The organism is Paraplanobispora takensis, assembly GCF_016863195.1.
Lineage (GTDB): Bacteria > Actinomycetota > Actinomycetes > Streptosporangiales > Streptosporangiaceae > Planobispora > Planobispora takensis.
On sequence record NZ_BOOK01000043.1, the window covers coordinates 1 to 22,679 of the forward strand.

General features: G+C 73.7%; 24 protein-coding genes. 11 read left to right on the plus strand and 13 right to left on the minus strand.

The features are described 5' to 3' along the window. A partial coding sequence (locus Pta02_RS28815; RefSeq protein ID WP_203878107.1) for a DUF4129 domain-containing protein occupies positions 1-708 on the minus strand: 708 nt, incomplete at its 3' end. A 66-nt stretch (positions 709-774) separates the two neighbouring features. Next, the gene (locus Pta02_RS28820; RefSeq protein ID WP_203878108.1) at positions 775-2,763 is read right to left on the minus strand and encodes a Xaa-Pro dipeptidyl-peptidase; all 1,989 of its coding nucleotides are present in this window, start codon (positions 2,761-2,763) and stop codon (positions 775-777) included. 183 nt (positions 2,764-2,946) lie between these two features. On the opposite strand from Pta02_RS28820, the gene Pta02_RS28825 reads away from it, so the two are divergent. Continuing rightward, positions 2,947-3,627, plus strand: coding sequence for a nucleotidyltransferase domain-containing protein (locus tag Pta02_RS28825; RefSeq protein ID WP_203878109.1), 681 nt, complete (start codon positions 2,947-2,949; stop codon positions 3,625-3,627). 87 nt (positions 3,628-3,714) lie between these two features. Here Pta02_RS28825 and Pta02_RS28830 read toward each other — a convergent pair whose 3' ends face one another. Next, positions 3,715-4,278 carry an RICIN domain-containing protein gene (locus Pta02_RS28830; protein WP_203878110.1) on the minus strand — a complete coding sequence of 188 codons (564 nt, stop codon included), beginning with the start codon at positions 4,276-4,278 and terminating at the stop codon, positions 3,715-3,717. 290 nt (positions 4,279-4,568) lie between these two features. Between Pta02_RS28830 and Pta02_RS28835 the strand changes: the two genes are divergently transcribed. The 3 genes from Pta02_RS28835 to Pta02_RS28845 all read left to right on the plus strand — a co-directional run bounded on the left by Pta02_RS28835 (position 4,569) and on the right by Pta02_RS28845 (position 8,289). After that, positions 4,569-6,233: an arabinofuranosyltransferase AftB family protein gene (locus Pta02_RS28835; protein WP_203878111.1), complete on the plus strand. Its 1,665-nt coding sequence runs from the start codon at positions 4,569-4,571 to the stop codon at positions 6,231-6,233. 43 nt (positions 6,234-6,276) lie between these two features. Then, positions 6,277-7,029, plus strand: a complete 753-nt coding sequence (locus Pta02_RS28840) for a nucleotidyltransferase domain-containing protein (protein ID WP_203878112.1) — start codon at positions 6,277-6,279, stop codon at positions 7,027-7,029. A gap of 108 nt (positions 7,030-7,137) precedes the next feature. Next, positions 7,138-8,289 (plus strand): acetamidase/formamidase family protein, encoded by a 1,152-nt coding sequence (locus Pta02_RS28845; protein WP_203878113.1) that lies wholly within the window; start codon positions 7,138-7,140, stop codon positions 8,287-8,289. A gap of 9 nt (positions 8,290-8,298) precedes the next feature. On the opposite strand, the gene Pta02_RS28850 is transcribed toward Pta02_RS28845, so the two are convergent. Both Pta02_RS28850 and Pta02_RS28855 read right to left on the minus strand, forming a co-directional pair. Further along, the gene (locus Pta02_RS28850; protein ID WP_203878114.1) at positions 8,299-9,417 is read right to left on the minus strand and encodes an MBL fold metallo-hydrolase; all 1,119 of its coding nucleotides are present in this window, start codon (positions 9,415-9,417) and stop codon (positions 8,299-8,301) included. A 110-nt stretch (positions 9,418-9,527) separates the two neighbouring features. After that, positions 9,528-10,094 (minus strand): TetR/AcrR family transcriptional regulator, encoded by a 567-nt coding sequence (locus Pta02_RS28855; RefSeq protein ID WP_239131299.1) that lies wholly within the window; start codon positions 10,092-10,094, stop codon positions 9,528-9,530. Positions 10,095-10,208: 114 nt separating this feature from the next. Between Pta02_RS28855 and Pta02_RS28860 the strand changes: the two genes are divergently transcribed. Next, complete coding sequence (locus tag Pta02_RS28860; protein ID WP_203878115.1) at positions 10,209-11,198, plus strand: aldo/keto reductase; 990 nt, start codon at positions 10,209-10,211, stop codon at positions 11,196-11,198. Positions 11,199-11,214: 16 nt separating this feature from the next. Here the strand turns inward: Pta02_RS28860 and Pta02_RS28865 are convergent, their stop codons facing one another. Further along, positions 11,215-11,514, minus strand: a complete 300-nt coding sequence (locus Pta02_RS28865) for an MTH1187 family thiamine-binding protein (RefSeq protein WP_275423622.1) — start codon at positions 11,512-11,514, stop codon at positions 11,215-11,217. 162 nt (positions 11,515-11,676) lie between these two features. Here Pta02_RS28865 and Pta02_RS28870 point away from each other — a divergent pair, with 162 nt between their 5' ends. Continuing rightward, positions 11,677-12,279, plus strand: a complete 603-nt coding sequence (locus tag Pta02_RS28870) for a TIGR03086 family metal-binding protein (protein ID WP_203878116.1) — start codon at positions 11,677-11,679, stop codon at positions 12,277-12,279. Positions 12,280-12,302: 23 nt separating this feature from the next. On the opposite strand, the gene Pta02_RS28875 is transcribed toward Pta02_RS28870, so the two are convergent. Together Pta02_RS28875 and Pta02_RS28880 are read right to left on the minus strand one after the other, a co-directional pair. Then, positions 12,303-13,040: an MOSC domain-containing protein gene (locus Pta02_RS28875; RefSeq protein WP_203878117.1), complete on the minus strand. Its 738-nt coding sequence runs from the start codon at positions 13,038-13,040 to the stop codon at positions 12,303-12,305. Between the two features lie 75 nt (positions 13,041-13,115). Next, a complete protein-coding gene (locus Pta02_RS28880; RefSeq protein WP_203878118.1) occupies positions 13,116-13,976 on the minus strand; it encodes a class I SAM-dependent methyltransferase in 861 nt (286 codons plus the stop codon). 113 nt (positions 13,977-14,089) lie between these two features. Here Pta02_RS28880 and Pta02_RS28885 point away from each other — a divergent pair, with 113 nt between their 5' ends. Next, the gene (locus Pta02_RS28885) at positions 14,090-14,788 is read left to right on the plus strand and encodes a winged helix-turn-helix transcriptional regulator (protein ID WP_203878119.1); all 699 of its coding nucleotides are present in this window, start codon (positions 14,090-14,092) and stop codon (positions 14,786-14,788) included. Between the two features lie 77 nt (positions 14,789-14,865). Here Pta02_RS28885 and phnE read toward each other — a convergent pair whose 3' ends face one another. The 4 genes from phnE to Pta02_RS28905 are packed head-to-tail and all read right to left on the minus strand — an operon-like array spanning position 14,866 to position 18,618. After that, the gene (phnE, locus tag Pta02_RS28890; RefSeq protein ID WP_203878120.1) at positions 14,866-15,687 is read right to left on the minus strand and encodes a phosphonate ABC transporter, permease protein PhnE; all 822 of its coding nucleotides are present in this window, start codon (positions 15,685-15,687) and stop codon (positions 14,866-14,868) included. Then, the gene (locus Pta02_RS28895) at positions 15,684-16,514 is read right to left on the minus strand and encodes a phosphonate ABC transporter ATP-binding protein (RefSeq protein ID WP_203878121.1); all 831 of its coding nucleotides are present in this window, start codon (positions 16,512-16,514) and stop codon (positions 15,684-15,686) included. Before Pta02_RS28895 ends, phnE begins: the two co-directional genes overlap by 4 nt. Positions 16,515-16,516: 2 nt before the next feature. Beyond that, on the minus strand, positions 16,517-17,431 hold the full coding sequence (locus tag Pta02_RS28900) for a phosphate/phosphite/phosphonate ABC transporter substrate-binding protein (protein WP_203878122.1): 915 nt from the start codon (positions 17,429-17,431) through the stop codon (positions 16,517-16,519). Between the two features lie 53 nt (positions 17,432-17,484). Next, entirely contained in the window at positions 17,485-18,618 is a 1,134-nt protein-coding gene (locus Pta02_RS28905; protein WP_203878123.1) for a TIGR03364 family FAD-dependent oxidoreductase, read from the minus strand. Between the two features lie 155 nt (positions 18,619-18,773). Here Pta02_RS28905 and Pta02_RS28910 point away from each other — a divergent pair, with 155 nt between their 5' ends. The 4 genes from Pta02_RS28910 (at position 18,774) to Pta02_RS28925 (ending at position 21,588) form a co-directional block, all read left to right on the plus strand. Next, positions 18,774-19,586, plus strand: coding sequence for a GntR family transcriptional regulator (locus Pta02_RS28910; protein WP_203878124.1), 813 nt, complete (start codon positions 18,774-18,776; stop codon positions 19,584-19,586). Further along, complete coding sequence (locus tag Pta02_RS28915; RefSeq protein ID WP_203878125.1) at positions 19,583-20,260, plus strand: phosphonatase-like hydrolase; 678 nt, start codon at positions 19,583-19,585, stop codon at positions 20,258-20,260. The genes Pta02_RS28910 and Pta02_RS28915 overlap by 4 nt, the downstream gene beginning before the upstream one ends. 103 nt (positions 20,261-20,363) lie before the next feature. Then, positions 20,364-21,026 (plus strand): endonuclease V, encoded by a 663-nt coding sequence (locus Pta02_RS28920; protein WP_203878126.1) that lies wholly within the window; start codon positions 20,364-20,366, stop codon positions 21,024-21,026. 13 nt (positions 21,027-21,039) lie between these two features. Continuing rightward, entirely contained in the window at positions 21,040-21,588 is a 549-nt protein-coding gene (locus tag Pta02_RS28925; protein WP_203878127.1) for a hypothetical protein, read from the plus strand. Between the two features lie 51 nt (positions 21,589-21,639). On the opposite strand, the gene Pta02_RS28930 is transcribed toward Pta02_RS28925, so the two are convergent. Further along, on the minus strand, positions 21,640-22,647 hold the full coding sequence (locus tag Pta02_RS28930; RefSeq protein ID WP_203878128.1) for an Acg family FMN-binding oxidoreductase: 1,008 nt from the start codon (positions 22,645-22,647) through the stop codon (positions 21,640-21,642). Positions 22,648-22,679: the final 32 nt, after the last annotated feature.

Genomic DNA, 22,679 nt, shown 5'->3' on the forward strand with positions numbered 1-22,679 from the left:
CTCGCTCGCTGCCGCCAGCTCCGCGTCCACCCGGGCCAGCGCCCGCCTGGCCTGCTCCCGCAGGGAGTCGTCCACCTCCTGCGGGCCGTAGCGGGCGCGGCGGTAGGCCTCGGCCAGGCGGTCCAGCGACTCCTCCCCCACCCGGTGCGCGGCCAGCAGCCGTGCGACCAGGTCTGCGGAGGTGTCGGCGGCGGCGCGCGGGGTGCCGGCCGCGGCGGCCGCGCGCTCCAGCCGGAGCCAGCAGGCGATCACGGCCCGGCGCGGGTCGTCCCCGGTGTCGAGGCCGGCCAGCCCGGCGTGCAGCGCCCGGCGCACCTCCCGCCGGGTCTCCTGCGGCGGGGCCGCCTCCGCGGGCGCCTCCGGCTCCGGCTCGGGACCGGGCGGGGCCGCGGGCCGCTCCCGCCCGGCGGCCCCGGCCCGCAGGATCACTTTGATCATCAGGACGACCGTCGGCGCGGCCAGCAGGGCCGCGACCACGATCACGGTCCAGAAGGAGAACTCCCCCAGCGCCTCGACGCGGGTGAGGGAACCTCCCCTCTCGCGGGCGCCGGCGGGGACCGGATCGGCGGGCCCGAGGTCCAGGCCGAGGTCGAATCCGCCCGGCCCGAACCCCTCGCCGCGGCCGATCGCGGCCGCGGCGAGGCCGGCCGCGAGCAGCCCGGCGACGGCGAGCGCGGGCGGCACCCACCCGCGCCGTCGTTCTGTCACCGGACCCTCCGAGCGGCGCATGTCGCGGTCACTACACCAGCGGGTCCGGCACGCCGTCAAGCCCGCTCAGCCGAGGGCCGAACGGCCGCCGACCAGCGGCAGGACCACCGAGCTCTCGCCGGGCTCGACCGAGACGTTCGTCCCGGCGGGCAGGCGCAGGGTGAAGTCGCGGTCGGTGGACAGCAGCACGACGCCGAGGCGGTGACCGGCCTTGACGACGTAGTCGCCGGGCTGGAGGTCGAAGTCGAAGTCGTAGAAGCGTCCCTCGCGCAGCAGCTCCGTGCGGGCCGCCGAGTGCCGGTTGCGCACGTCCAGCCACCCCCGGGTGATGATCTTGAAGGGGGCGGTCTGCGTGACGTGCTCGGCCAGCCGGGCGCAGCCGGTGTCACCCGGGACACCCTGGCCGTAGCAGACCGGGTCGGGACCGTAGACGACCTGGCCGTAGGCGCGGGCGTCGGTGCCGTAGTCGACCAGCAGCGCCGTCAGGTACGGCGAGCGGCCGCTCTTGAAGGCCGCCCTGACCGAGACCTTCGGGGTGCCGGACAGGCGGGCGTCCCTGGTCAGCGGGGCCGACAGGTAGGCCAGCCGGTTGGGGTCGGTGGTCGTGACGTTCTCGGCGAGCTGCTCGGCGGTGCGCGTGCTCTGGTCGACGAACGACTCCACCGCGTGGCCGCGGCCGCGCTCGGGGCCCAGCGTGCCGTTCTGGCCGCCGGATCCGGCGCTCATGCGCAGGCGGACGTCGCGGGTGCCGGGCAGCGGCCAGGCGGCGTGCTGGGCCCACTGGCCGGGGCCGTACTCCACGTCGGCCTGCGGCTCGTCCAGGATGCCGTTGCGCAGGCCGTACAGGTGGTAGTCGAACCAGCGGTGCAGCTGGCGCAGCCACTCGGCGTTGCGCTGGGCGAAGTTGAACGGGTTGAAGTGGGCGCCCTGGTGCAGCCAGATCTTGCGGGGCACGCCCCGCTCGCCCAGGGCGTCCCACCACTGGACGGCCTGCTTGGTCTTGACGTTCCAGTCGTTGAGGCCGTGGACCAGGAACACGCCGGCCCGGACCTTGCGCGCGTCCGGCAGGTAGTTGCGCTCGTGCCAGAAGCGGGAGTAGTCGCCGGTGACGCGGTCCTGGTCGCGCTCGATGGCGTCCATCAGCGCGCCGCAGACCTCCTGGCCGTTCTCCCTGGTCAGGACGTAGCGGGCGAGAACGTCGGCGTCCTCGCCCTGGTACCCGCCGGGGGCGAGGACGCCGCCGTTGGCGCGGTAGTAGTCGTACCAGGAGGAGATGGCCGCGATCGGCACGATCGCCTTCAGGCCCTTCACCCCGGTCGCGGCCACGGCGTTGGGCAGGGTGCCGTTGTAGGAGACGCCGATCATGCCGACGTTCCCGGTGGACCACTCGGCCCTGATCTCGTTGCCGGCCGCGTCGAAGCCCTTGGCGCGGCCGTTGAGCCAGTCGATGGCGGCCTTGGGCCCGGCGGTCTCGTTCGGCAGGCCGGTGGTCGGGCAGCCGGTGGCGCGGCCCGAGCCGATGTTCTCCACCAGCGCGATGGCGTAGCCGCGCGGCACGAAGTAGTTGTCGTAGTACCCCCGGAAGGGCGGGGCGATCGCGCGGGCGGCCGACGGGTCCCCGTCCTGGCCGAACATGTCCTGCTGCAGGTCCCTGAACTTGTTGCGGCGGTACTCCATGCCGGCGGGGTCGGAGCCGTCGAGGTCGACGACGTGGTTGGCCACGTCGTTGCCGCCCGCGTAGTAGGGGCTGGCCTCCATGATGACCGGGACCTTCAGCCCGGAGGCGGTCTCCTTGGGCCGCATGATGTCGACGGCGACCCGGTCGGGGCGGCCGTCGGCGTCGCTGTCGACCCCGGCCACCTCGACGAAGACGGTCTCGGTCAGGGCGTCGGCCCGGGAGTAGACCGGCTGGGTCTCCTGGTCCCGGATCGGTTCGGGGGCCTGCGCGGGTGGCGCGGGCGCGGGTGCGGGCGAGGCGGCGGCGGTGGCCGCCGGGAACGCGCCGGCGGGCACGGCGACCGCCAGCGCGAGGAGGACGGTCTTCCATCTGTTCATCGAGGGGTGCTCCGGAAGGTCGATGGAAAAATCTGACACCTGCGGTCAATGTCCTTCCGTCAGATCTTCTCCCGCAAGATCCAAGATGTAACGAATTGACGGTTCACCCGGCGCGCCGGAGGCGACCCGCGGGCGCGGGAAAACCCGTACCGGTCGTGACCTCCGTCCTGGCAGGGTGGACGGGTGGAAAGGTATGACAGGCACGGGGGGACACCCCTCGTCCCCGACCGGCTGATCCTGTCGGTGGTGGTCGGCTCGCGCGCCTACGGACTGGAGAGCGCGGACTCCGACGTCGACCGGCGCGGGGTCTTCGCCGCGCCGACCCCGATGTTCTGGCGGCTGGCCAAGCCGCCCACCCACATCGAGGGGCCGCTCCCCGAGCAGTTCTCCTGGGAGGTCGAGCGTTTCTGCGCGCTGGCGCTGGAGGCCAACCCGACGGTCCTGGAGTGCCTGTGGTCGCCGATCGTCGAGCACCTCACCCCGCAGGGCGAGGACCTCCTGGCGATCCGGCGGGCCTTCCTGTCCCGGCGCGCCCAGCAGACCTTCACCGGCTACGCCGACTCCCAGTTCCGCCGCCTGGACCCCGAACGACCCAGGTGGAAGCAGGCCATGCACATGATCAGGCTCCTGATCAGCGGGCTGCACCTGGCCCGCGAGGGGGAGCCGCTGGTGCGGATGGACGAGCACCGCGACCGGCTGCTGGCCGTACGGCGGGGTGAGGTCTCCTGGGCGGAGGTGACGCGCTGGCAGGCGGAGCTGACCGAGGCCGTGCGGGACATCGGCGGGGCGGGCGCCCTGCCCGCCGCCCCCGACCGGCGAAGCGTCGACGACTATCTGACCGGCGTGCGCAAAGCCTTCCTGTGACGCGCCCGTCCCCGCCGAGCGCGCGGGCCGGGCCGTACCCGTTCCCGGCCGGCCGGCCGCCGGAACACGTCCCCGCGGCCGGCCGGCTCACTTCAGCTTGAACTTCTGGCCGGCCAGGCCGTTGAGGACCTGCGTCTCCAGCAGAGCGCCGGACTGCGGGGAGGAGTCCCTGATCCCCATGTACAGGTTGTTGCCCACGTTCTCGTAGCGGTGGACGACGACGCCGTTGTGCAGAGTCTGGCGGTCCCGCCAGAACTGGCGGTTGTCGTCGAGCGACGCCGAGGGAACGCACGTGACCTGGCGCACGACGTTGCCGGCCGAACTGCCGCCCCTCAGGCACAGGCCGGTCTTGAGGTTGACGAGCTGCAGGACGGCGCCGCCGGGGGCGAAGCGCAGCTCCCACTTCTGGGTCTGCAGGCTGAGGTCGGGCTGCTGGGTCACCTTGAGGCCGGTGGCTCCGGTCACCGGCGGGAGGGCGGCGGTGAGGGCCGGCCTCAGCCCGTCGGCCTGCGAGACGTGCTGGGGGATCAGCAGGACCGGCGCAGGGGCCGTGCCCGCCGTCGCGTGCGCGGAGGGGCCGGGCCCGCCGTACAACGCCAGCGCCGCCCCGGCCAGGGCCGCCAGGACGACGGCTTTCTTCTTTGTCGACATTCCGATGCCTCTCTGTTCTCTGCGCGGGCCGGTCGGCCCGGGGAGAACACTGCACGGGGGTGACGCCGCTCTTCCGCGCAGAAAGACATGTATGTGCACAATCAGTCGAACTACCGAAAATTGAAAATTCAAGAGAATCGTCATGATTCGACGGGATTTATAGCGGGTTGACTGATTATCCGCGGTGCTCCGGTAGGGTTCTGGTCCCGTGTGCCGGCCGGTGCCCGTGCTGCGGGGGATTCCGGCGGGGTGCCGTGTGACCGGACCGTGTGATCGATACGGAGGATGACGTGTCCCTGCTCGTGTACGCCGACCGGGCTTCGGGCACCACACGGCGGTGGCGGCGGTCACGGATGTGGAACCACGCGATCACGGTGGCGGCGGCGGGCGCGACGGTCTACGCCGGATGGCAGAACCGCTGGATCAGCGACGACGGCCTGATCGCGGTGCGCACGGTCCGGCAGCTGCTGGAGGGCGACGGGCCGGTCTTCAACGCCGGCGAGCGCGTGGAGGCCAACACCAGCACGGCGTGGACCTATCTGGTCGCGCTGGTCTCCTGGGTGAGCCGGGGGGACGTGGCCTACGTCTCGGTGCTGCTCGGCCTGGCGTGCACGGCCGGCGCGGTGGCGTTCGCCGTGGCCGGGACCGCGCTCCTGCGCGGCGGCTCGCGCCCGCTGCTGCCGGCCGGGGTGCTGGTCGTCCTCGCGCTGCCGCCGTTCTGGGACTTCGCGACCTCCGGCCTGGAGACCGGGCTGGTCTTCCTGTGGACGGGCGCGTCCTGGTGGCTGCTGGTGCGAGCGGCCGCGGGCGGCCCGGCGCTGCCCCTGGTGGTCGTCCTGGGCCTGGCGCCGCTGGTCCGGCCGGAGCTGGCCCTGGTCTACCCGGTCTTCTTCGGCGCGCTGCTCGTGCTGCGGTGGCCGGGACGGCGGGCCGCCGCCCGCTGGCTCGCGCTCTCCCTGGCCCTGCCGGTCGCCTACCAGATCTTCCGGATGGGCTACTACGGGCTGCTGGTGCCCAACACCGCCCTGGCCAAGGAGGCCGGCGAGAGCCGGTGGGCGCGCGGCCTGCTGTACGCCGGGGACACCATCTGGACCTACCAGCTCATCGGCCCCCTGCTGGCGGTCATCCCGCTGTCGCTGTGGGTCTGCCGCACCCGCCGCGACCTCGTCGTGTCGGCGGCCCCGCTCGTCGCCGGGATCCTGATGCTGCTGTACGTCCTGCGGGTCGGCGGCGACTTCATGCACGGCCGGATGATGCTGCCGGTCCTGCTGCTCCTGCTGCTGCCCGCCATGGTCCTGCCGCTGCACCTGGTCACCGCGCTGGCCTGCGCGACCGTGGCGCTGTGGGCCGTCCCCTGCGCCATGGCGCTGCGCGTGCCGTACGGGCAGGCCGTCGGGCCGGACGGGATCTCCGACGAGCGCGGCTTCTACGTGCGCTGGACGGGGGATCCGCATCCGGTCACCGCCGATCCCTATGTCCGAGCCGCCGCGGACCCGCTGCGGGCGCAAGACGCCACCGGCCTGCACGTGCCGGGCAGGCAGCCGGTGCCGCTGCGCGCCGACCGGCCCGCGCGACTGGCCGTGGCGGGCGACGTCCTGGGCACGCTGGGCGCCTCCTTCCCGCTGGACGTCCTCGTCGTCGACCGGCTCGGCCTGGCCAACCCCCTGGGCAGTCACATGGCGCCGGCGTGCGGACGCCGGGTCGGGCACGAGAAACCGCTGCCCGACGAGTACGTCTTCGCCGACCACATGGACCCGGGAACACCGCTGACCGACGAGCGGCTCCGGGCCGAGGTCGGGCGGATCAGGGGTCAGCTCGCCACCGCCCCCTTCCGGGACCTGCTCCAGGCCGCCAGAGCTCCGATGACCCCCGGCCGGTTCTGGGACAATCTGATCGGCGCCCCCGCACGCACGGCCCTGCGCTTCCCCACCGTCAACGCTCCCTGCCCGCCATGATCCCGTGCCCTGCCCGGCGGCACGGCGCAAGGAGGACCTTCCCGTGACCGCGACCCTCCCGGACTGGTTGTCCGGGATCCCCGCCGAGCAGCCGCACGCCCTGGCCTTCGCCACGGTCAGCGGAGCGCACCTGTACGGCTTCCCCTCGCAGGACTCGGATGTCGACCTGCGCGGCGTGCACATGCTGCCGCTGGAGGAGATCGTCGGGCTGCGCACCGGGCAGGAGACCGTCACCCGTTCGTGGATCCGCCACGGCGTCGAGGTGGACCTGGTCACCCACGACCTGGCCAAGTTCTGCCGCATGCTGCTGCGGCGCAACGGCTACGTCCTGGAGCAGCTGCTGTCCCCTCTGGTGGTGGCCACCTCGCCGGTCCACGAGGAGCTCCTCGCCGCCGCTCCGGGCTGCCTCACCCGCAACCACGCCCACCACTACCAGGGCTTCGCCCGGACCCAGTGGCGCCTGTTCGAGCGCTCGGGCGAGCTCAAGCCGCTGCTGTACACCTTCCGGGTGCTGCTGACCGGCATCCACCTGATGCGCACCGGCACCCTGGTCGCCGACCTGACCCGGCTGGACGGCGGCCCGCCGTACCTGGCCGACCTCGTCGCGGCCAAGCGCTCCGCCGAGCACGGCGCGCTCCCCGCCGACGCCCCCGACCGGGTACGGCTGGAGCACGACGTCGCCCGGCTGGGGGACACGCTGCAGGAGGCGATGGACGCCTCGGCGCTGCCGGAGGAGCCGGCCGCGGGCGGGGCCCTGCACGACCTCGTGGTGCGCGTGCGGATCCGGGGGCGGTAGGCGGTCCGGGGCCGGCGGTACGGCGCCCGCCCCGCCGTGAGACTCCCGGTACGGGTCCTCTGTACGGGCTCCGGCTGGGCCTTGACAGGGCAGGAGGGCGGGCAGAGCGTGAACGCTCAGCCGCGTCCACACGAGGGGGCCGCCATGGCCGTACACGAGATCCGCATCGATCCCCGGCTCACCCTGCGCGAGGAGCCCGCCACGGGCCACAACCGCTGGCATCCCGACATCCCGCCGGTCGTGCGGTGCGAGCCGGGCGACGAGGTCGTCATGGAGACCCGCGACGCCTTCGACGGGCAGATGGGACCGGGCGCCACGCTGAAGACCGTCGAGGCCCCCGATCTCGACGTCGTCCACCCGCTGACCGGCCCCGTCCACATCGAGGGCGCCCAGCCCGGCGACCTCCTGGAGATCGAGATCCTGGAGATCGTCCCGGACGGCTACGGCTACACCGTCCAGGTGCCCGGCTTCGGGTTCCTGCGGGACGTCTTCCCCGAGCCGTTCATCGTGCGCTGGCGGCTGGCCGACGGCTGGGCCACCTCCGGCGACCTGCCCGGAGTGCGCATCCCCGCCGCGCCGTTCATGGGCACGATCGGCCTGTCCCCCGGGCACGAGGCGCTCGCCCGCATCACCGCCCGCGAGCGGGCCGCGATGGAGCGCGGCGGGTTCGTGCTGCCGCCCTCGGCCGACGGGGCGGTGCCGGCCGATCCGGGCATCGCCGCGCGGGGACTGCGCACGATCCCGCCCCGGGAGCAGGCCGGCAACGTCGACATCAAGCAGCTCGGCGCCGGCACCCGGCTCTACGTCCCCGTCGACACGCCGGGCGCGCTGTTCTCCGCAGGCGACGCGCACTTCGCCCAGGGCGACAGCGAGGCGTGCGGCACGGCCATCGAGATGAACGCGACGCTGCGGGTGCGCTTCGCCCTCCACCCGGGCCAGGCCGCGGCCAGGGGGGTCCGGGGGCCGCGGTTCGCCCGTTCCGACTACTGGGTGGCGCCGCAGTACGCCGCCCCCCGCCGCTTCTACGCCACGACCGGGATGTCGGTGGGGCGCGACGGCGAGGTGGCCGCCGAGGACGCCACGCTGGCGGCCCGCAACGCGCTGCTGGAGATGATCGACCATCTCGGCGAGCGCGGGTGGAGCCCGCAGCAGGCCTACGCCATCTGCAGCGTCGCCGTCGACCTCAAGGTCAGCCAGCTGGTGGACGTGCCGAGCTTCCTGGTCTCGGCGTTCCTGCCCGAGGACGTCTTCACCGGCTGACCGGACCGCTCAGGCCCCCTTGAGCAGCTCCCACCAGGGGTCCAGCAGCGGCGGGTCGCCGGCGTCGACGCGGTCGCCGGGACGCGGGACGACGATCCGGACGTCGCGCGCCTTGGCCTCGTGCCGGAGCCGGTCGACGGGCTCGGCCCACGGGTGCAGGGCGAGGGTGAAGGTCGCCCAGTGCACCGGCAGCAGCAGGCTGCCGCCCAGGTCGAGGTGGGCGGTGACCGCCTCCTCGGGGTCCATGTGGATGTCGGGCCAGCTCGGGCTGTAGGCGCCGATCGGCATGAGCGTGAGGTCGAAGGGGCCGTGGTCGGCGCCGATGCGCGCGTAGCCGTCGAAGTAGCCGGAGTCGCCCGCGTAGAACACGCGCTTGTGCGCGCCCGCGACCACCCACGAGCCCCACAGGGTGCCGTCGCGCCTGAAGGTGCGCCCGGAGAAGTGGCGGGCCGCGGTGGCGACGAAGCGCAGGCCGGCGACCTGCGCCTCCTCCTCCCAGTCGAGCTCGATGATCCGCTCGGCGGGCACATTCCAGCGCTCCAGGTGGGCGCCGATGCCCAGCGGGACCAGGAACGGCACCTCCTGGAGCCTGGTGAGCGCGCGGATCGTCGCCCGGTCGAGGTGGTCGTAGTGGTCGTGCGAGATCACGACGGCGTCCAGCGCCGGCAGGCCGGCCAGGCTCACCGGGAGCGGGTGGATGCGGCGCGGGCCCAGCATGGGGACCGGAGAGACCCGGTCGCTCCACACCGGGTCGAACAGCACGCGCCGTCCCTCGATCTCCACCAGCGTGGTGGCGTGGCCGTACCAGACGGCGCTCAGACCGTCCTCGGCCGGCGGGGTGGCCGGGGAGGTCACCAGCGGGACCGGGGCGGCGGGCTTGCGCCCGTCACGGTCGAAGATCATCTCGCGCAGCAGCTTGGGGAGGCCCTCCGGCGGCGGGGTGGACGTGCCGGGCACGGTGTTGCGGAAGGCGCCGTCGCGGAACTGCGGCGAGCGCAGCATCCGCTCCAGCCGCTCGCCCCCGGCCCTGCCGCCCAGCTCGGCCGGGACGTCCTTCAGGGACCACGCGGCGGCGGCCAGCGCCAGCCCGCCCGCGACGAGACGTCCTGCGGATCCCGTTCCTGCCACTTCGATCAACTCCCCGGACTTGACCCGTCTCGACCCGTATCGTCCAACTGGCGACGTGCTCCCGGTGTTCCCGGAGACGGGGTCGCGTACGTCACCGGTGACCGGGTCCCTCAGGCTCTCAGCCCCTCACGGACGATCGCGAGCAGGCGGGCGCGGGCCACCGGGTCCACACCGCTCCGCTCGCGGTCGATGCAGCCGGTGAGCAGGGCCTTGACGTCGGCGATGTCGACGTCGGCCCGTATCCCGCCCGCCTGCTGGGCCCGGCGCAGGAGCTCCCGCCAGGCCCCCATGACGTCGTACCTGCGCTCGGCCTCCACGGAGCGGAAGTCGAACCCGGCGCCCGCCAGGGCGTCGACCAGGCCGCGGTTGCCGGCGCCCTCCTCGACCATGAGCGCGAAGAAGGCGAAGAACGCCTCGTCGTACGCCCGGTCCTGCCCGGTGCCCTCGGCGAGCGCCTCGGCCCGCTGCACGAGCTGTTCCATCCGGCTGAGCAGGATCGCCTCGAACAGCGCCTCCTTGGTGGGGAAGTGCCGGCTCACGGTGCCGGTGCCCACGCCGGCCCGCCGGGCGATCTCGTGCACCGACACCGACAGCCCCTCGGCGGCGAAGGTCTCGGCCGCCACCTCCAGCACCCGCGCCCTGTTGCGCTGGGCGTCGGCACGCAACGGCTTGCTCATCGAGGTACGGCTCCAGGGACGATAGACAACCGGGACGGCCGTCCCGTATATTCACCATCAACCGGGACAGTCGTCCCGATTCTATCGGATCCCACCCCCGGATGGAGACGTCCCATGCGTACGGTCAACCTCGGCGGAGGTCTTCGGGTGTCCGCCATCGGCCTCGGCTGCATGGGCCTGAGCGAGTTCCTCGGCCCGACCGATCACGACGAGTCCCTCACCGCCCTGCGCGAGGCCGCCGGTCTCGGCGTGACCTTCCTCGACACCTCCGACTACTACGGCGTCGACTCCGCCAACGAACGCCTGATCGGGGAGTTCCTGGCCGAGCACGGCCGCGACGGGATCACCGTCGCCACCAAGTTCGCCGCCGTCCGCGCCCCCGGGACCGGCGAGCTCGTGGGGGTGCGCAGCGACCCCGAGTACGTCCGCGCCGCCTGCGAGGCGAGCCTGCGCCGCCTGGGCACCGATCACATCGATCTCTACTATCTTCACCACCCCGACTTCACCACCCCGATCGAGGAGACCGTCGGCGCCATGGCGGAGCTCGTCGCCGCGGGCAAGGTCGGCCACATCGGGCTGTCCAACGTCTCGGCCGACGAGCTGCGGGCCGGGCACCGGGCGCATCCCGTCACCGCGGTGCAGAACGAGTGGTCGCTGTTCAGCCGCGGGGACGAGGAGTCGCTGGTGCCGGTCTGCGCCGAGCTGGGCATCGGATACGTCGCCTACGCACCCTTCAGCCGGGGCTTCCTGACCGGCCGCCACACCTCCGCCGACGGGCTGGCCGGCGACGACATCCGGCGCGGCCTGCCGCGCTTCGAGGCCGCCAACGCCGAGCACAACGCGACCCTGCTGGCCCCGATCCGGCGCATCGCCGATGCCCGGGGGGCGACGATGGCCCAGATCGCCCTGGCCTGGCTGCTCCAGCGCTCCGACGCGCACGGGATCCCCGTGGTCCCGATCCCCGGGACCCGCAGCCCGGCCCGGCTGCGGGAGAACGCCGACGCCACCGGCATCACGCTGACCGGCGAGGAGCTCTCCGCACTCGACCCCATCGCGGGCCGGGTCAAGGGGGACCGCATGCCGCCGCCCCCCGACCTCGGCTGACCCGGGCCGCCCGGCCTCATTCCAGGTGCCGCTCCACGGTGGCGACCTTCGCCTCCATCCGGCCGCCCCCGCCCTCGCGGATGTCGGCCTTCAGCACGAGGCTGACCCGCCCGCACCGGGCCTCGACCGCCGCGACCGCGTCCTTGACCACGGCCATGACCTCGTCCCAGTCGTCGCCCTCGACGGTGGTGAACATGGCGTCGGTCCGGTTGGGCAGGCCGGAGGCGCGCACCACCCGTACGGCCTCGGCGACGAGCTTGCCGACGTCCTCCCCCGCGCCAATCGGCGTCACACTGAACGCCACGAGCACCGACATGTCGTCTCCCCTCCTTCTCCGGGACCGTCCCGGCCGACCCTCACAGTAGGTCATCGCATGCCGAAATTTATGGAATAAAGCGTTCCGTTCTGATATGATACGAGTATCGGGAATCGCCGCACGGCAGGGGCGGTTCCGGCCGAAGCGAAGGGCGGACAAGCGATGAGCGACGAGACCATGACCCGATGGAGCGTGCTGGAGGCCGCGCACGAGGCGCTGCTCACCGTGGTGGGCGGCGTGGCCGAGGAGGATTGGAAGCGCCCCACCCCCTGCGAGCGGTGGACCGTGGCACAGGTCCTCCAGCACGCCGCAGGCGACCAGCTCGGCTTCGCCGCCTCCATCACCGGAGGCCCCGGCCCGTCCGAGGACCCGTTCGCACCCTCGGGGGAGCTGACGGGCGCCCCTCTCGCCTTGGCCCGGGAGGCGGCCGAGGCCGCCCGCACGGCCTGGGCGACCGTCGCCCAGGACGCTCCCGAGGTCGCGGTCCCGGTGCCGCCGGGCCGGCTGCCCGCCCGGGTGGGGGCCGGCGCCTGCGCCCTGGACGCCGCGGTGCACGCCTGGGACATCGCGGTGGCCACCGGGCAGCCCTCGCCGCTCACCCCGTGGCTGGCCCGCGAGCTGATGCCGGTGGCCACCGCGATCGTCGAGCCGCTGCGGGCGTACGGCGCCTACGCCCCGGCGATCGAGGCGGAGGAGGGCGCCGGGGAGGACGACGCGGCCGCGTTGCTGCGCTATCTCGGCCGCCGTCCCGACTGGACCGCCTGACCGGACGGGGACGGCCCGGCGGCTCAGACGGCCGAGGTCACCGTACGGTCCGCCGTGACGCTCACCGGGTCACCCCGCCGTACGGTGCCCGGCCGGGTGACCACCATGATCACACCGAAGATGTTCCGGTGGCCGTCGATCAGCCGCTTCTGCAGCGCGGGCCAGCGCTCCCGGCCGGCGGGGTCCCAGCTCGGCACGGCGCACCTGATGCACGGCCCCGCCACGTCGCCGGTCACCGTGAACTCCGCCTCGCCCGCCGACAGCACGGTCCCGGCCGCCCACTCCTCCTCGTCGAAGGCGGGCGCGTCCAGCTCCAGGTGCAGGTTGGGCCGGAACCTGAGCAGGTCCACCTCCCGGCCGAGCTCCTCCTCCAGCCCGGCCCGGGAGGACTCGAAGGTGACCAGGACGGTCGGGCCCCGGTCCTGCTGGCCGTCGGCGGCGCGCAGGCTCAGCGGGACGCCCAGCGACCGCGACAGCTCGCCGGGCAGCTCCGGGTGGTCCCACGCCCAGGAGGTCCCGTCGGGCGCGGTCAGCACCGGGGCGTCCCCGCCGTCGTAGGCGCTGCGCCAGTGGAGCATCTCGGCCCGCTGCCGGACGGTCAGCGTCCTGCCCGCGTGGTTGTCCCGCTCGTCGATCAGCGCGTAGGCGCGGTCTCCGGCCATCCCCCGCCCGTCGAAGCGGCCCTGCTCCACCTCCTCGCCCCGCAGCGACTTGACCGGCCACCGCAGCACCCGCTGCACGCTCCCCTGATACGTCGTCATGCCTGAGAAAATAGCGATCTCGCGCCCGCCGCGCCGCGCCGGGTCCGCCCTCCCCCGGCGCTCCGGGTCCCGGTCTCAGCCCTGCCCGCCGGCCTTCCCCGCCACGACGAGCAGATACTCGTACTCGTAGTGGCCCGGCTCCCCCGGCGCGGCCCGGTTCTCCCGGACGGCGAGGTCGAGCAGGTCCCGGTCCAGGGCCGCCGCCCTGCCTGGATCGCCGGCCAGACCGGCGTAGGTGGCCAGTACGGGGGCGAAGTTCGCACGGTAGATCTCGATCAGCCGCTCCGGCGGGCCGTCGAACTCCACGCGCAGGGACCTGGCCTCGGTCTCCGGCCGCATGCCGTACCCGGCGAACAGCGCGGTCACGTGCTCCGGCTCGCCCCACATCAGCGGCGAGAGGCTCCCGGGCGGCGGGGGCGGGGCGTAACGGCCCAGGATCCGCAGGAACTCCCCGGCCGCGCCGCCCGGCGTCCAGTTGGCCATCGCGACCGTCCCGCCGGACCGGCACACGCGCACCAGCTCACCGGCGGCCGCGGTGTGGTCCGGCGCGAAGATCGCGCCCACGGCGGACAGGACGACGTCGAACTCGCCGTCGCCGAACGGCAGGCTCTGGGCGTCGGCCTCCACCCATCGCAGGGTGAGCCCCCGCTCCTCGGCCCTGCGGCGCCCGGTCTCCAGCAGTTCGGGCGTCAGATCGGCCGCCGTGACCGCGGCTCCCCTCTCCGCCGCGGCCAGGGCGGCGTTCCCGGTGCCGGCGCCGACGTCGAGCACGCGGTGCCCGGCCCCGGCGCCGCACGCCTCCACCAGTTCCCGCCCCAGTCCGGCGATGAGGCCGGCGATCGGCGTGTAGTCCCCCAGCGCCCACATCCGTCGGGCGGCCCGCGCCGGATCGTCCGCGCCGTCGCGGAACCGGTCGTGCTTCTCGCTCACGGCCATCACGGCCTCCTTCCAGGTGCCTCACGGCGACTTCAGGCTGTCGCCGCGGCCGGGTGGGTGGAAGTACGAAAACCGGACTTATCCGGGAGGCCGCCGCCTGCGATGGTGGCGGTGTGAAGGGTTACGGCCAGTACTGCCCCATCGCGCTCGGCGCCGAGGTCTTCGCCGAACGCTGGACGCCGATCATCCTGCGCAACCTCATGGTGGGCTGTCACCGGTTCCGCGCGATCCTGGAGGGAGCGCCGGGGCTGCCCCGCAGCGTGCTGTCGCAGCGGCTGCGCCGGCTCGAGCGCGACGGGGTCGTCGAGCGCCGGCAGGCGGGCCGTACCGCGGAGTACCACCTGACCGACGCCGGTCACGAGCTCGCCGAGGTGTGCATGGCACTGGGGGTCTGGGGAGCCCGCTGGCGGGAGGCGCGGCCGGAGCACCTGGACCCCTATCTGGCCCTGTGGACCCTGACCCGCCTGATCCCGCCGGCGTCCCTGCCCCGGCCCCGGATCGTCGTCCGGTTCGACCTGACCGATCGCTCGCGTCCCGACCGCTACTGGCTCGTCCTGACGGCGACCGGGAACGAGGTCTGCGTCCGGCATCCGGGGTTCGAGGAGGACGGTGTCGTCACCACCGACGCCGGGTGGCTGGTGCGCTGGCACTCGGGAGCGGTCCCGCTGGCCGCCGCGCAGCGTGCCCGGGGCATCGCGGTCACCGGGCCGCCCTGGCTGGTCAGGGCGCTGGCCGCCTGGGGGAGGCTGAGTCCCTTCGCCCGCGTACGCCCGGCGCACGAGACCGCGTCCCTGCGGACGAGCGCGCCCTGAACCCGGGAGCGGGTACGGCGGCGCATGCCGGGCGGGGCGTGCGCCCTTCGCGGCCCTCCTGTCGCGAGCTCCTCCGGTTACGCGCCGATGCGGCGGCGCACGTACGCCGAGAGCTGGTCGACGGCGACGACGAGCGCCATCACCACCACCAGGTGGGTGACCATCTCGTCAAACCGGAACAGTTTGATCGACTGGTTGACGAGGAAGCCGATGCCTCCGGCTCCGACCAGGCCGAGTACCAGGGACGAGCGCACGTTGACGTCGAAGCGGTACAGCAGAAGCCCGACGAACTGCGGAACCACCGCGGGCAGTACGGCGTGTGCGGCGATCTGGATCCCCGAGGCGCCGCCGACGCGCAGGGCGTCGCGCGGGCCGAGGTCGATCTCCTCCATCGCCTCGGCCCACAGCTTGCCCATCACCCCGGTGTTGTGGAGGATCAGCGCGAGCACGCCGGCGAACGGGCCCAGCCCCACGGCGGTGACGAAGATCAGCGCGAAGACGACGTCGGGCACCGCGCGCAGGAACGACAGGATCGACCGCGCGGCCTGGTAGACCCACCGGTTCGGCGCGGTGGTCCGCGCGGCCAGCAGTGCCAGGCCGAGCGCAGGCGGCACCGACAGCGTGGTGCCGAGCAGCCCGATGGCGAGCGTGATGAGCGCGGCCCGGAGGCTGGGCAGGAGCACCTGCTGCCAGGACAGGTCCGGCGGCAGGGCCTGGCCGAGGAAGTCGGCCATGCCCCGCCAGCCCTGTACGAGCGCCGCCGGGGAGAACTCGGTGGCGTGCCAGGCGAGCGCGTGGGCGGCCACCACGACCGCGGTGACGGCACCGGCCGCGGGGGAGATCAGCCGCCTGCGGGGCGGGGCCGGCGGGATCTGAGGGGAGAGGGTGCCTGTGCTCATCGCGGTTCCTGCTCGGCCGGGCGGTGGTCGGGGGCGTACAGGGCCTCGAAATCGGTCGCGGTGAGCGTCGCCGCCGCCGCGTCGAGGACTGCCCGCCCGTGCAGCAGGCCGACCACGCGGTCGGCGTGCCGCAGGGCCAGCTGCGGTTGATGGAGTACGGCGGCGACGGCCAGGCCCCGCTCGTGGGCGAGGCCGGCCAGCAGGCCGATCACCTGCTCGGCGGCGGCCGGGTCGAGGGCGGAGACCGGCTCGTCCGCCAGGATGATCTTCGCGCGCTGGCAGAGGGCACGGGCGATCGCCACCCGCTGCTGCTGGCCGCCGGACAGGCGCCCGGCCGGCTCGGCGGCGCGATCGGCCATCCCGACCCGCTCCAGGCATGCCATGGCCTCCTGGCGCAGGGCCCGGGGGAACAGGATCGGAGCGAGGGAGCGGCGCAGCGGCAGCCGTCCGAGCGCACCGGCGCAGACGTTGTCCAGCGCGCTGCGGCGGCGGACGAGGTGGACCTGCTGGAAGACCATGGCCGTCTGCCGCCGCAGGTGTGCCGGTTCGGTGCCGCGGGCGGCGCCGAGCCGGTGGCCGTGGACGGTGACGGTGCCCGCATCGGGGGTTTCGAGGCCGACGATGCAGCGCAGCGCGGTGGACTTGCCGCATCCGTTGGCGCCGAGCAGCGCGAGGAACTCGCCGGAGGCCAGGTGCAGGTCCAGGTGGTCCAGCACGGTCCTGCCGGAGAAGGATTTACGCAGCCCCCGCACGACGAGGGCGGGATCGCCGGCCTCCACGACGGCGGCGGGCGGCGACGAGCGGCGTGTCGTGTCGGCCGGCGTCATCGTCAGACGTCCTTCTCGGTCAGCTTCAGGGCGGCGGCCAGGTCGAACAGCGGCTTGTAGGTGTCCTCGGTGACGGCGACGAGCGGGCCGGGCGGGTCGACGTCGAGGAAGGCGCCGACCTTGGCCACGTCGGCCGGTTCCAGATCCAGCAGTGCGGCGGTGACCGCGTCGCGGAAGGATTCCTCGAGCTTGCCGGACACGGTGATCGGGTCGTTCGGGATCGCCTCGGAGGTCCAGATCCGGCGGAACTTCGCCGGGTCGAAGGCGCCCTCGGCCTGGGCGGTCGCCAGCTGCTGGCTGTTGATCTCGGCCGCGTCGGCCTTGCCGTTGACCAGCGCGAGCAGCGCCTCGGGGTGGCCGCCCGTGTAATCGATCCTCACGGCGGACTCGGCCAGGCCCGCGGCCGTCAGCGCGTAGCGGGGCAGGGCGTCGCCGGAGGTCGATCCGGGGCTGGACAGCGCGAGCGACTTGCCGGACAGCTCCTCGATGGAGGTGACCGGCGAGGCGGCCGGCACCCATATGCCGGCGGTGTAGGTGGTCAGGGCGCCTTCGGCGTCGGCGAAGGAGGCCACGGGCCGCGCGTCGGCCTTCGTGCTGGCGAAGACGTAGCCGAGCGGCCCGAACTGGGCGAGTTCCAGCCGGCCGTTGCGCATCGCCAGCACCTCGGCGGAGTAGTCCTCGACGATCTTCAGTTCCACCGGGCAGTCCAGTTTGCGCTGGAGCGCGGCGGCGAGGACCTCGTAGGCGGGCTTGAGCTTGGCCGGGTCCTCATAGGGCTCGACGCCGAAGCGGATCTTCCCGCCGGGGCAGGTGGCGGAGGAGGCGCCGGCGGAGGCGCCGCTGTCGCCGCAGCCGGTGCCGAGCAGGAGCAGCGCCGGGATCGTCGCCGCGGCGGCCAGGAAACGTCGTGCGCGCATGGTCTATCTCCCAGGGAGTGTTTCGTCTTGGTGGGGGGCGGTGCGGAGGCGCTTCAGCCCAGCAGGTCGTCGAGGACCTCGGGGGCCAGGCCCAGGGCGGTGGTCATCCCGATGCCGGAGGTCACCGCCACCACCCGGGCATCCGGCACGGGCGCGGCGACCAGGTACGGTTCCGCGGCCGAGGCGTAGACGCCGCGCCAGCGCTCGCGCACCTCCAGCCGCTCGGCGCCGAGCAGGCGGGCCGTCTCGGCCAGGACGTACCGGTCGAGGATCTCGGCGTTGAACGGGTCGAGCGTGGTGGCGTAGGCGTGGGTGTCGCCGACGGTCAGATCGCCGTCCGGGCGCTGGGTGAACATCAGGTTCAGCCCCGCCTCGACGAGCTCCGGATGGTCGGCCTCCATCCTCTTGCGGACGGCGGTCAGGGTGGGGCACCCGGCGAAGCCGTCGTAGCGCAGGAGCGAGAAACCGGTCAGCACCGCGGGATCGACCGTGCGGCCGTGCGGGTCGCGTACCCGCAGCATGTGCAGGGCGCAGCGCCGCAGCCCGGCCCGCTCGGCCAGTTCGGGGAAGTGCCGGTCCACATCGTGCCCGACCGCGACGACCACCCGCCCGGCCCGGATCCGGCCCCGGCCGGTGACCACCAGGCCCGGCTCCACGGTGTGCGCGGCGGTGGCCCAGTGGAAGCGCACTCCCCGGCGGGCCAGCCAGGCGGCGATCGCGTGCACGGCCTGGCGCGGGTCGACGCGCACGTCCATCGGCAGCCAGGCGCCGCCGACCGCGCCGGGGCCCACCGGCACCCGCCCGGCCACCGCGGCGGCGTCCAGCAGCTCCACCTGGCCGTCACGGGCGTGGCGGAACTCCTCGAGGACCGCGTACTCGTCCTCGGCGCGCGCCACGACCACGGTGCCGCCTTCACGCAGCCAGAGCCCGGCCTCCCGGGCCAGGCGCAGCCAGGCGCTCCGGGCCGCCATCGCGTACCGCAGCGCGGGGCCGTCCTGCGCGGTGAAGCAGCCGTGCCCGAAGTTGCGCACCGAGGCGCCGACGGCTCGCTCGTCGCGCTCGACGACGGCGACCGACAACCCGCGGCGCACCGCGTCCACGGCGTGGGCCAGGCCCACGATGCCCGCGCCGACGACGACGAGATCGGCCGAGTCGAGGAGCCCGCTCCCCGCCAACTGACTTGTCATGACAAGTACGGTCCCGGCATCGAGGAGCGTCGTCAATATGCGATGGCGACATGTCATCTTTCGTTTGCCTGTTCGTCGTTTTCCCAGATAAATCGGCTATTAGAGCGATGCAACGGCTTCCACCGATTGTCCTGGCTCCTGTATGGTCAAGTGGTATGGACGGATCTCTACACGAACGTGTCGCATCGGATCTGCGCCGCCGCATCAGTTCCGGTGAGCTGCCGCTGGGCTCCGCCGTCCCCTCCGAGTCGCAGTTGTGCGAGCAGTGGGGGGCCTCGCGGGGGCCGATCCGCCAGGCGCTGGCCACGCTGCGCGCCGAAGGGCTGATCGGCGGCGGGCGCGGCAAACCACCGGTGGTGCGCAGCCGGACGATGCCCCAGCCGTTCGAGACGTTCCTGTCGTTCTCCCGGTGGGCCGCGATGACGGGCCGCACGCCCGGCCAGCGCACCCTGGAGATCGCCCGGCGTCCGGCATCGCCGGAGGCGTGCGACGCCCTGGGGCTGGAGGAGGGCGAGCCGGTCGTCCAGCTGCTGCGGCTGCGCCTGCTGGACGGGGTGCCCGCCATGGTGGAGCGCACCACGTTCACCTGGCCCGTCGGCCGGCTGCTGTTCGACTTCGACTGCGACTCCGGGTCGGTTTTCGCCTACCTGAGCGAGCGCGGCGTGGATCTGAGCACGGCCCGTCACGTGATCGACGCGATCGTCGCCGACGAGACCGACGCCGAGCTGCTGACCGTGCGGGCCGGGGCGCCCCTGCTGCGCGAGCGCCGCCGTACCGCCTCCGCCGACGGCGAACCCGTCGAGTACTCCGACGACCGCTACCGGCCCGACATCGTCTCCTTCACCATCGACAACTCCCAGCAGGCCCACCCGGCGCTGCTGCGCAGCCCGGCCCCGAGCGGCCTCCCCGCCGCGCCCGCCCGTCCGCGGGCCGGGACCGCCTCACACCCCCGAGGAGCCACACCATGATCGAACTGGCGGTCCTGGACATCGCCGGCACCACCGTCGACGAGCACGGCGACGTCTACGTCGCCCTCGAAGAGGCCGTCCGCGCCGCGGGCGCCACTCCGGGCACCGCCGACATCCGGCGCTGGATGGGCGCCGGCAAGCGCGAGGCCGTCACCGCACTGCTGAGTGCGGAGCAGCCGGACAGGACGCCCGCGCCCGCCGTCGTGGACGCCGTCTACGCCGACTTCCGCGAGCGCCTGCGCGCCGCGTACGGCGCCCGGCCGCCGGCGCCGCTGCCCGGCGTCCCCGAGGCCGTCACCACGCTGCGCGCCGCCGGGATCAAGGTGGCGCTCACCACCGGGTTCGACCGCGAGGTGACCGGAGTGCTGCTGAAGGAGATCGGCTGGGACACCGGCTTCCTCGACGCCGTCGTGTGCGTGGACGACGTCGCCGCCGGACGCCCGGCCCCCTACATGATTTTCCGGGCGATGGAGGCGACCGGCGTCCGCGACGTCAGCCGGGTCCTGACCGCGGGCGACACGATCCGCGACCTGCAAGCCGGCACCAACGCGGGCGCGGGCATCGTGGCCGGGGTGCTCACCGGCGACCTGGACGCCGCCACACTGGGCGGCGTCCGCCACACCCACCTGCTGCCCAGCGTGGCGGCCGTTCCCGCGCTGCTCTCGCTGAGCTGACCGCCCGCGCAACCGCCTTCCCGCGCGCGGCGACCGGCGGCGTCGATCGGCGAGCATGGACGCATGAGAGCGAGCATGGACGCATGAGAGCGAGCATGGACGCATGAGAGTACGCACACCCCGCACCGTCGCCGAGGCCGAGGCGATCCAGGACGAGCTGCGGCCGCTGCTGGACCTGACCGGTCCCGGTCCCGAGCGGCCCGCCACGGTCGCCGGGGTGGACGTGGCCTACGACGGGGACCGGCTGGCGGCGGCGGTGGCCGTACTCGACGGGACGACGCTGGAGGTCCTGGAGGAGGTGACCGTCACCGGCCGGACGGCCTTCGACTACGTCCCGGGCCTGCTCGCCTTCCGTGAGCTGCCGGCCCTGCTCGACGCGCTGGAGCGGCTGAGCCTCGTCCCCGAGCTGGTCGTCTGCGACGGGTACGGCCTGGCCCACCCGCGCCGTTTCGGCCTGGCCTGCCACCTGGGCGTGCTCACCGGCCTGCCGTCGATCGGAGTGGGCAAGACCGCGTTCGTCGGCTCCCACGCCGAGCCGGGCCCCGCCCGCGGCTCGCAGGCGGACCTGGTCCTGGACGGCGAGGTCGTCGGCCGGGTGCTGCGCACCAGGGACGGCGTCAAGCCGGTCTTCGTCTCCGTCGGCCACCGGGTGGACCTCGACACCGCCTGCCGCAACGTGCTCGGCCTCACCCCGGCCCACCGGCTGCCGGAGACCACCCGCGTCTCCGACCGGCTTTCGCGCGCCGCACTGTCCGGCGCTCGGTAGAGTCGCAGGAATCATGAGAAAGCACACGATCACCGCGTTCTGGGAGGAGATCCCCGACGACGCCGACGACCTGGTCCTGGTCAGGGGCGGCTTCCGGGTCTATCTCTGCCTGTGCGGCACGCAGCTGCGCGACCGGACCGCGGCCGAGCTGCACGCGGCGGAGACCGGCCAGTGCACCACCTGCCTGGGCTCCACCTCGGAGAACATCCTGCCGGGCTACTCCCAGAGCTGCACCTCCTGCGCCGGGACCGGGCGGCGCAGGACTCAGCTGCAGTGGCAGCTCGCCTACGCCGAGGCCGAGGTGATGATCGGCGTCGAGACCGTCAAGACGGTGATCGACCCGCTCACCGGCCCCTTCCGGCTGTCCGAGGTCGCCGACGCCGTCCGCGAGGCGCTCGACCTGCCCGTGGGACGCCTGCCCGTCGGGCCTCGCGTCCGCGACATCCTGCGCGGGATGGAGGCCGCGGGCGAGCTGGTCATGGTCTCCGCCCCCGACGAGCTGCTGCGCGGCACCGCCGTGGTGCTCTACCGCGACCCCCTGTGGGAGAAGATCCCCGGCTGACCCCTCCGGAGCCGGATCAGCCTTCCCGTCTCCGGGCGGGGCACCGGACGCTCAGCGCTCTTCGAGCACCTCCTCGACCGGCCGCCGCACGGCCGCGGTCCCGTCGAAGGAGAAGCCCAGCCTCATGATCATCTGCGGGTACTCCCCGGAGCACAGCTCCTGCCGCAGGAACTCCCGCAGGTGGAACATCTCCAGCGCCTGGGTGTGGAAGGCCGCCGCGACCCCGCGGCCGGAGGCGTGCAGCAGCACGCGCTGCAGCGCCTGGCCCGCCGCGATCCAGTCCTGCCGGGAGTCGCCCTCGGTGGTCAGCAGCGCGACCGCGCCGGTGGAGGTGGAGACGAACTGGTCGGCGTCGTTGCCCCACGAGTGCCCCTTGGCGTAGTCGCGCTGGGGGAAGTGCGGGCTGGTACGGCGTGGCTCGCGGGGGTAGGCCCCGGCCGGGACGCCGTCCTTGCGCGTGCTGCCGGGCGGCCGGGCCCAGCGGATCACCTCCAGGCTGAAGACGCGGTCCTGGGACTGCACGTCCTGGGCCGCCGCGGTCAGGGAGGCGACCACCCGGACGGCGGCCGGCGAGCGGACCGGCGTCAGCCGCGCCCCCTCGGCGCCGGCCTCGGTGACGAGCGCCTCGATCAGACGGTCCGGCACGGGCAGCTCGGTGAACCCGGCCCGGTGGGTACGGCGGCGCTCGATCTCGGCGCGCATCGTCCGGGTGTCCTCATCCGGCTGCGTGTTCTCCCCCAGGCGGACCGTCGCCAGCAGCGACGGGCGGTCGGGGTCGGGCAGCACGCTCACCAGCGGCTCGTAGCCGAGCGCCCGCAGCGTGAGCCGTACGGTGAACAGGGCGGCGCCGCAGCTGATCGCGAGCTCCCGTCCTTCGGCGTCGCCCACCCTCAGCTTCCTGTCGGTGTCGGCGCGCAGGGCGATCTCGTCGTCCTCGATGACGAAGCTCCACGGCTGGGTGTTGTGCACCGACGGCGCGTACACGGCGGCCTCCACCGCCGCGCGGAGCGCGAAGGCGGTCTCCTGCTCCGTACGGATCGCGGGTCTGCTGCTGTCCATGGTCGGCCTCCTTTCCTCCAGGGTCACGGCGC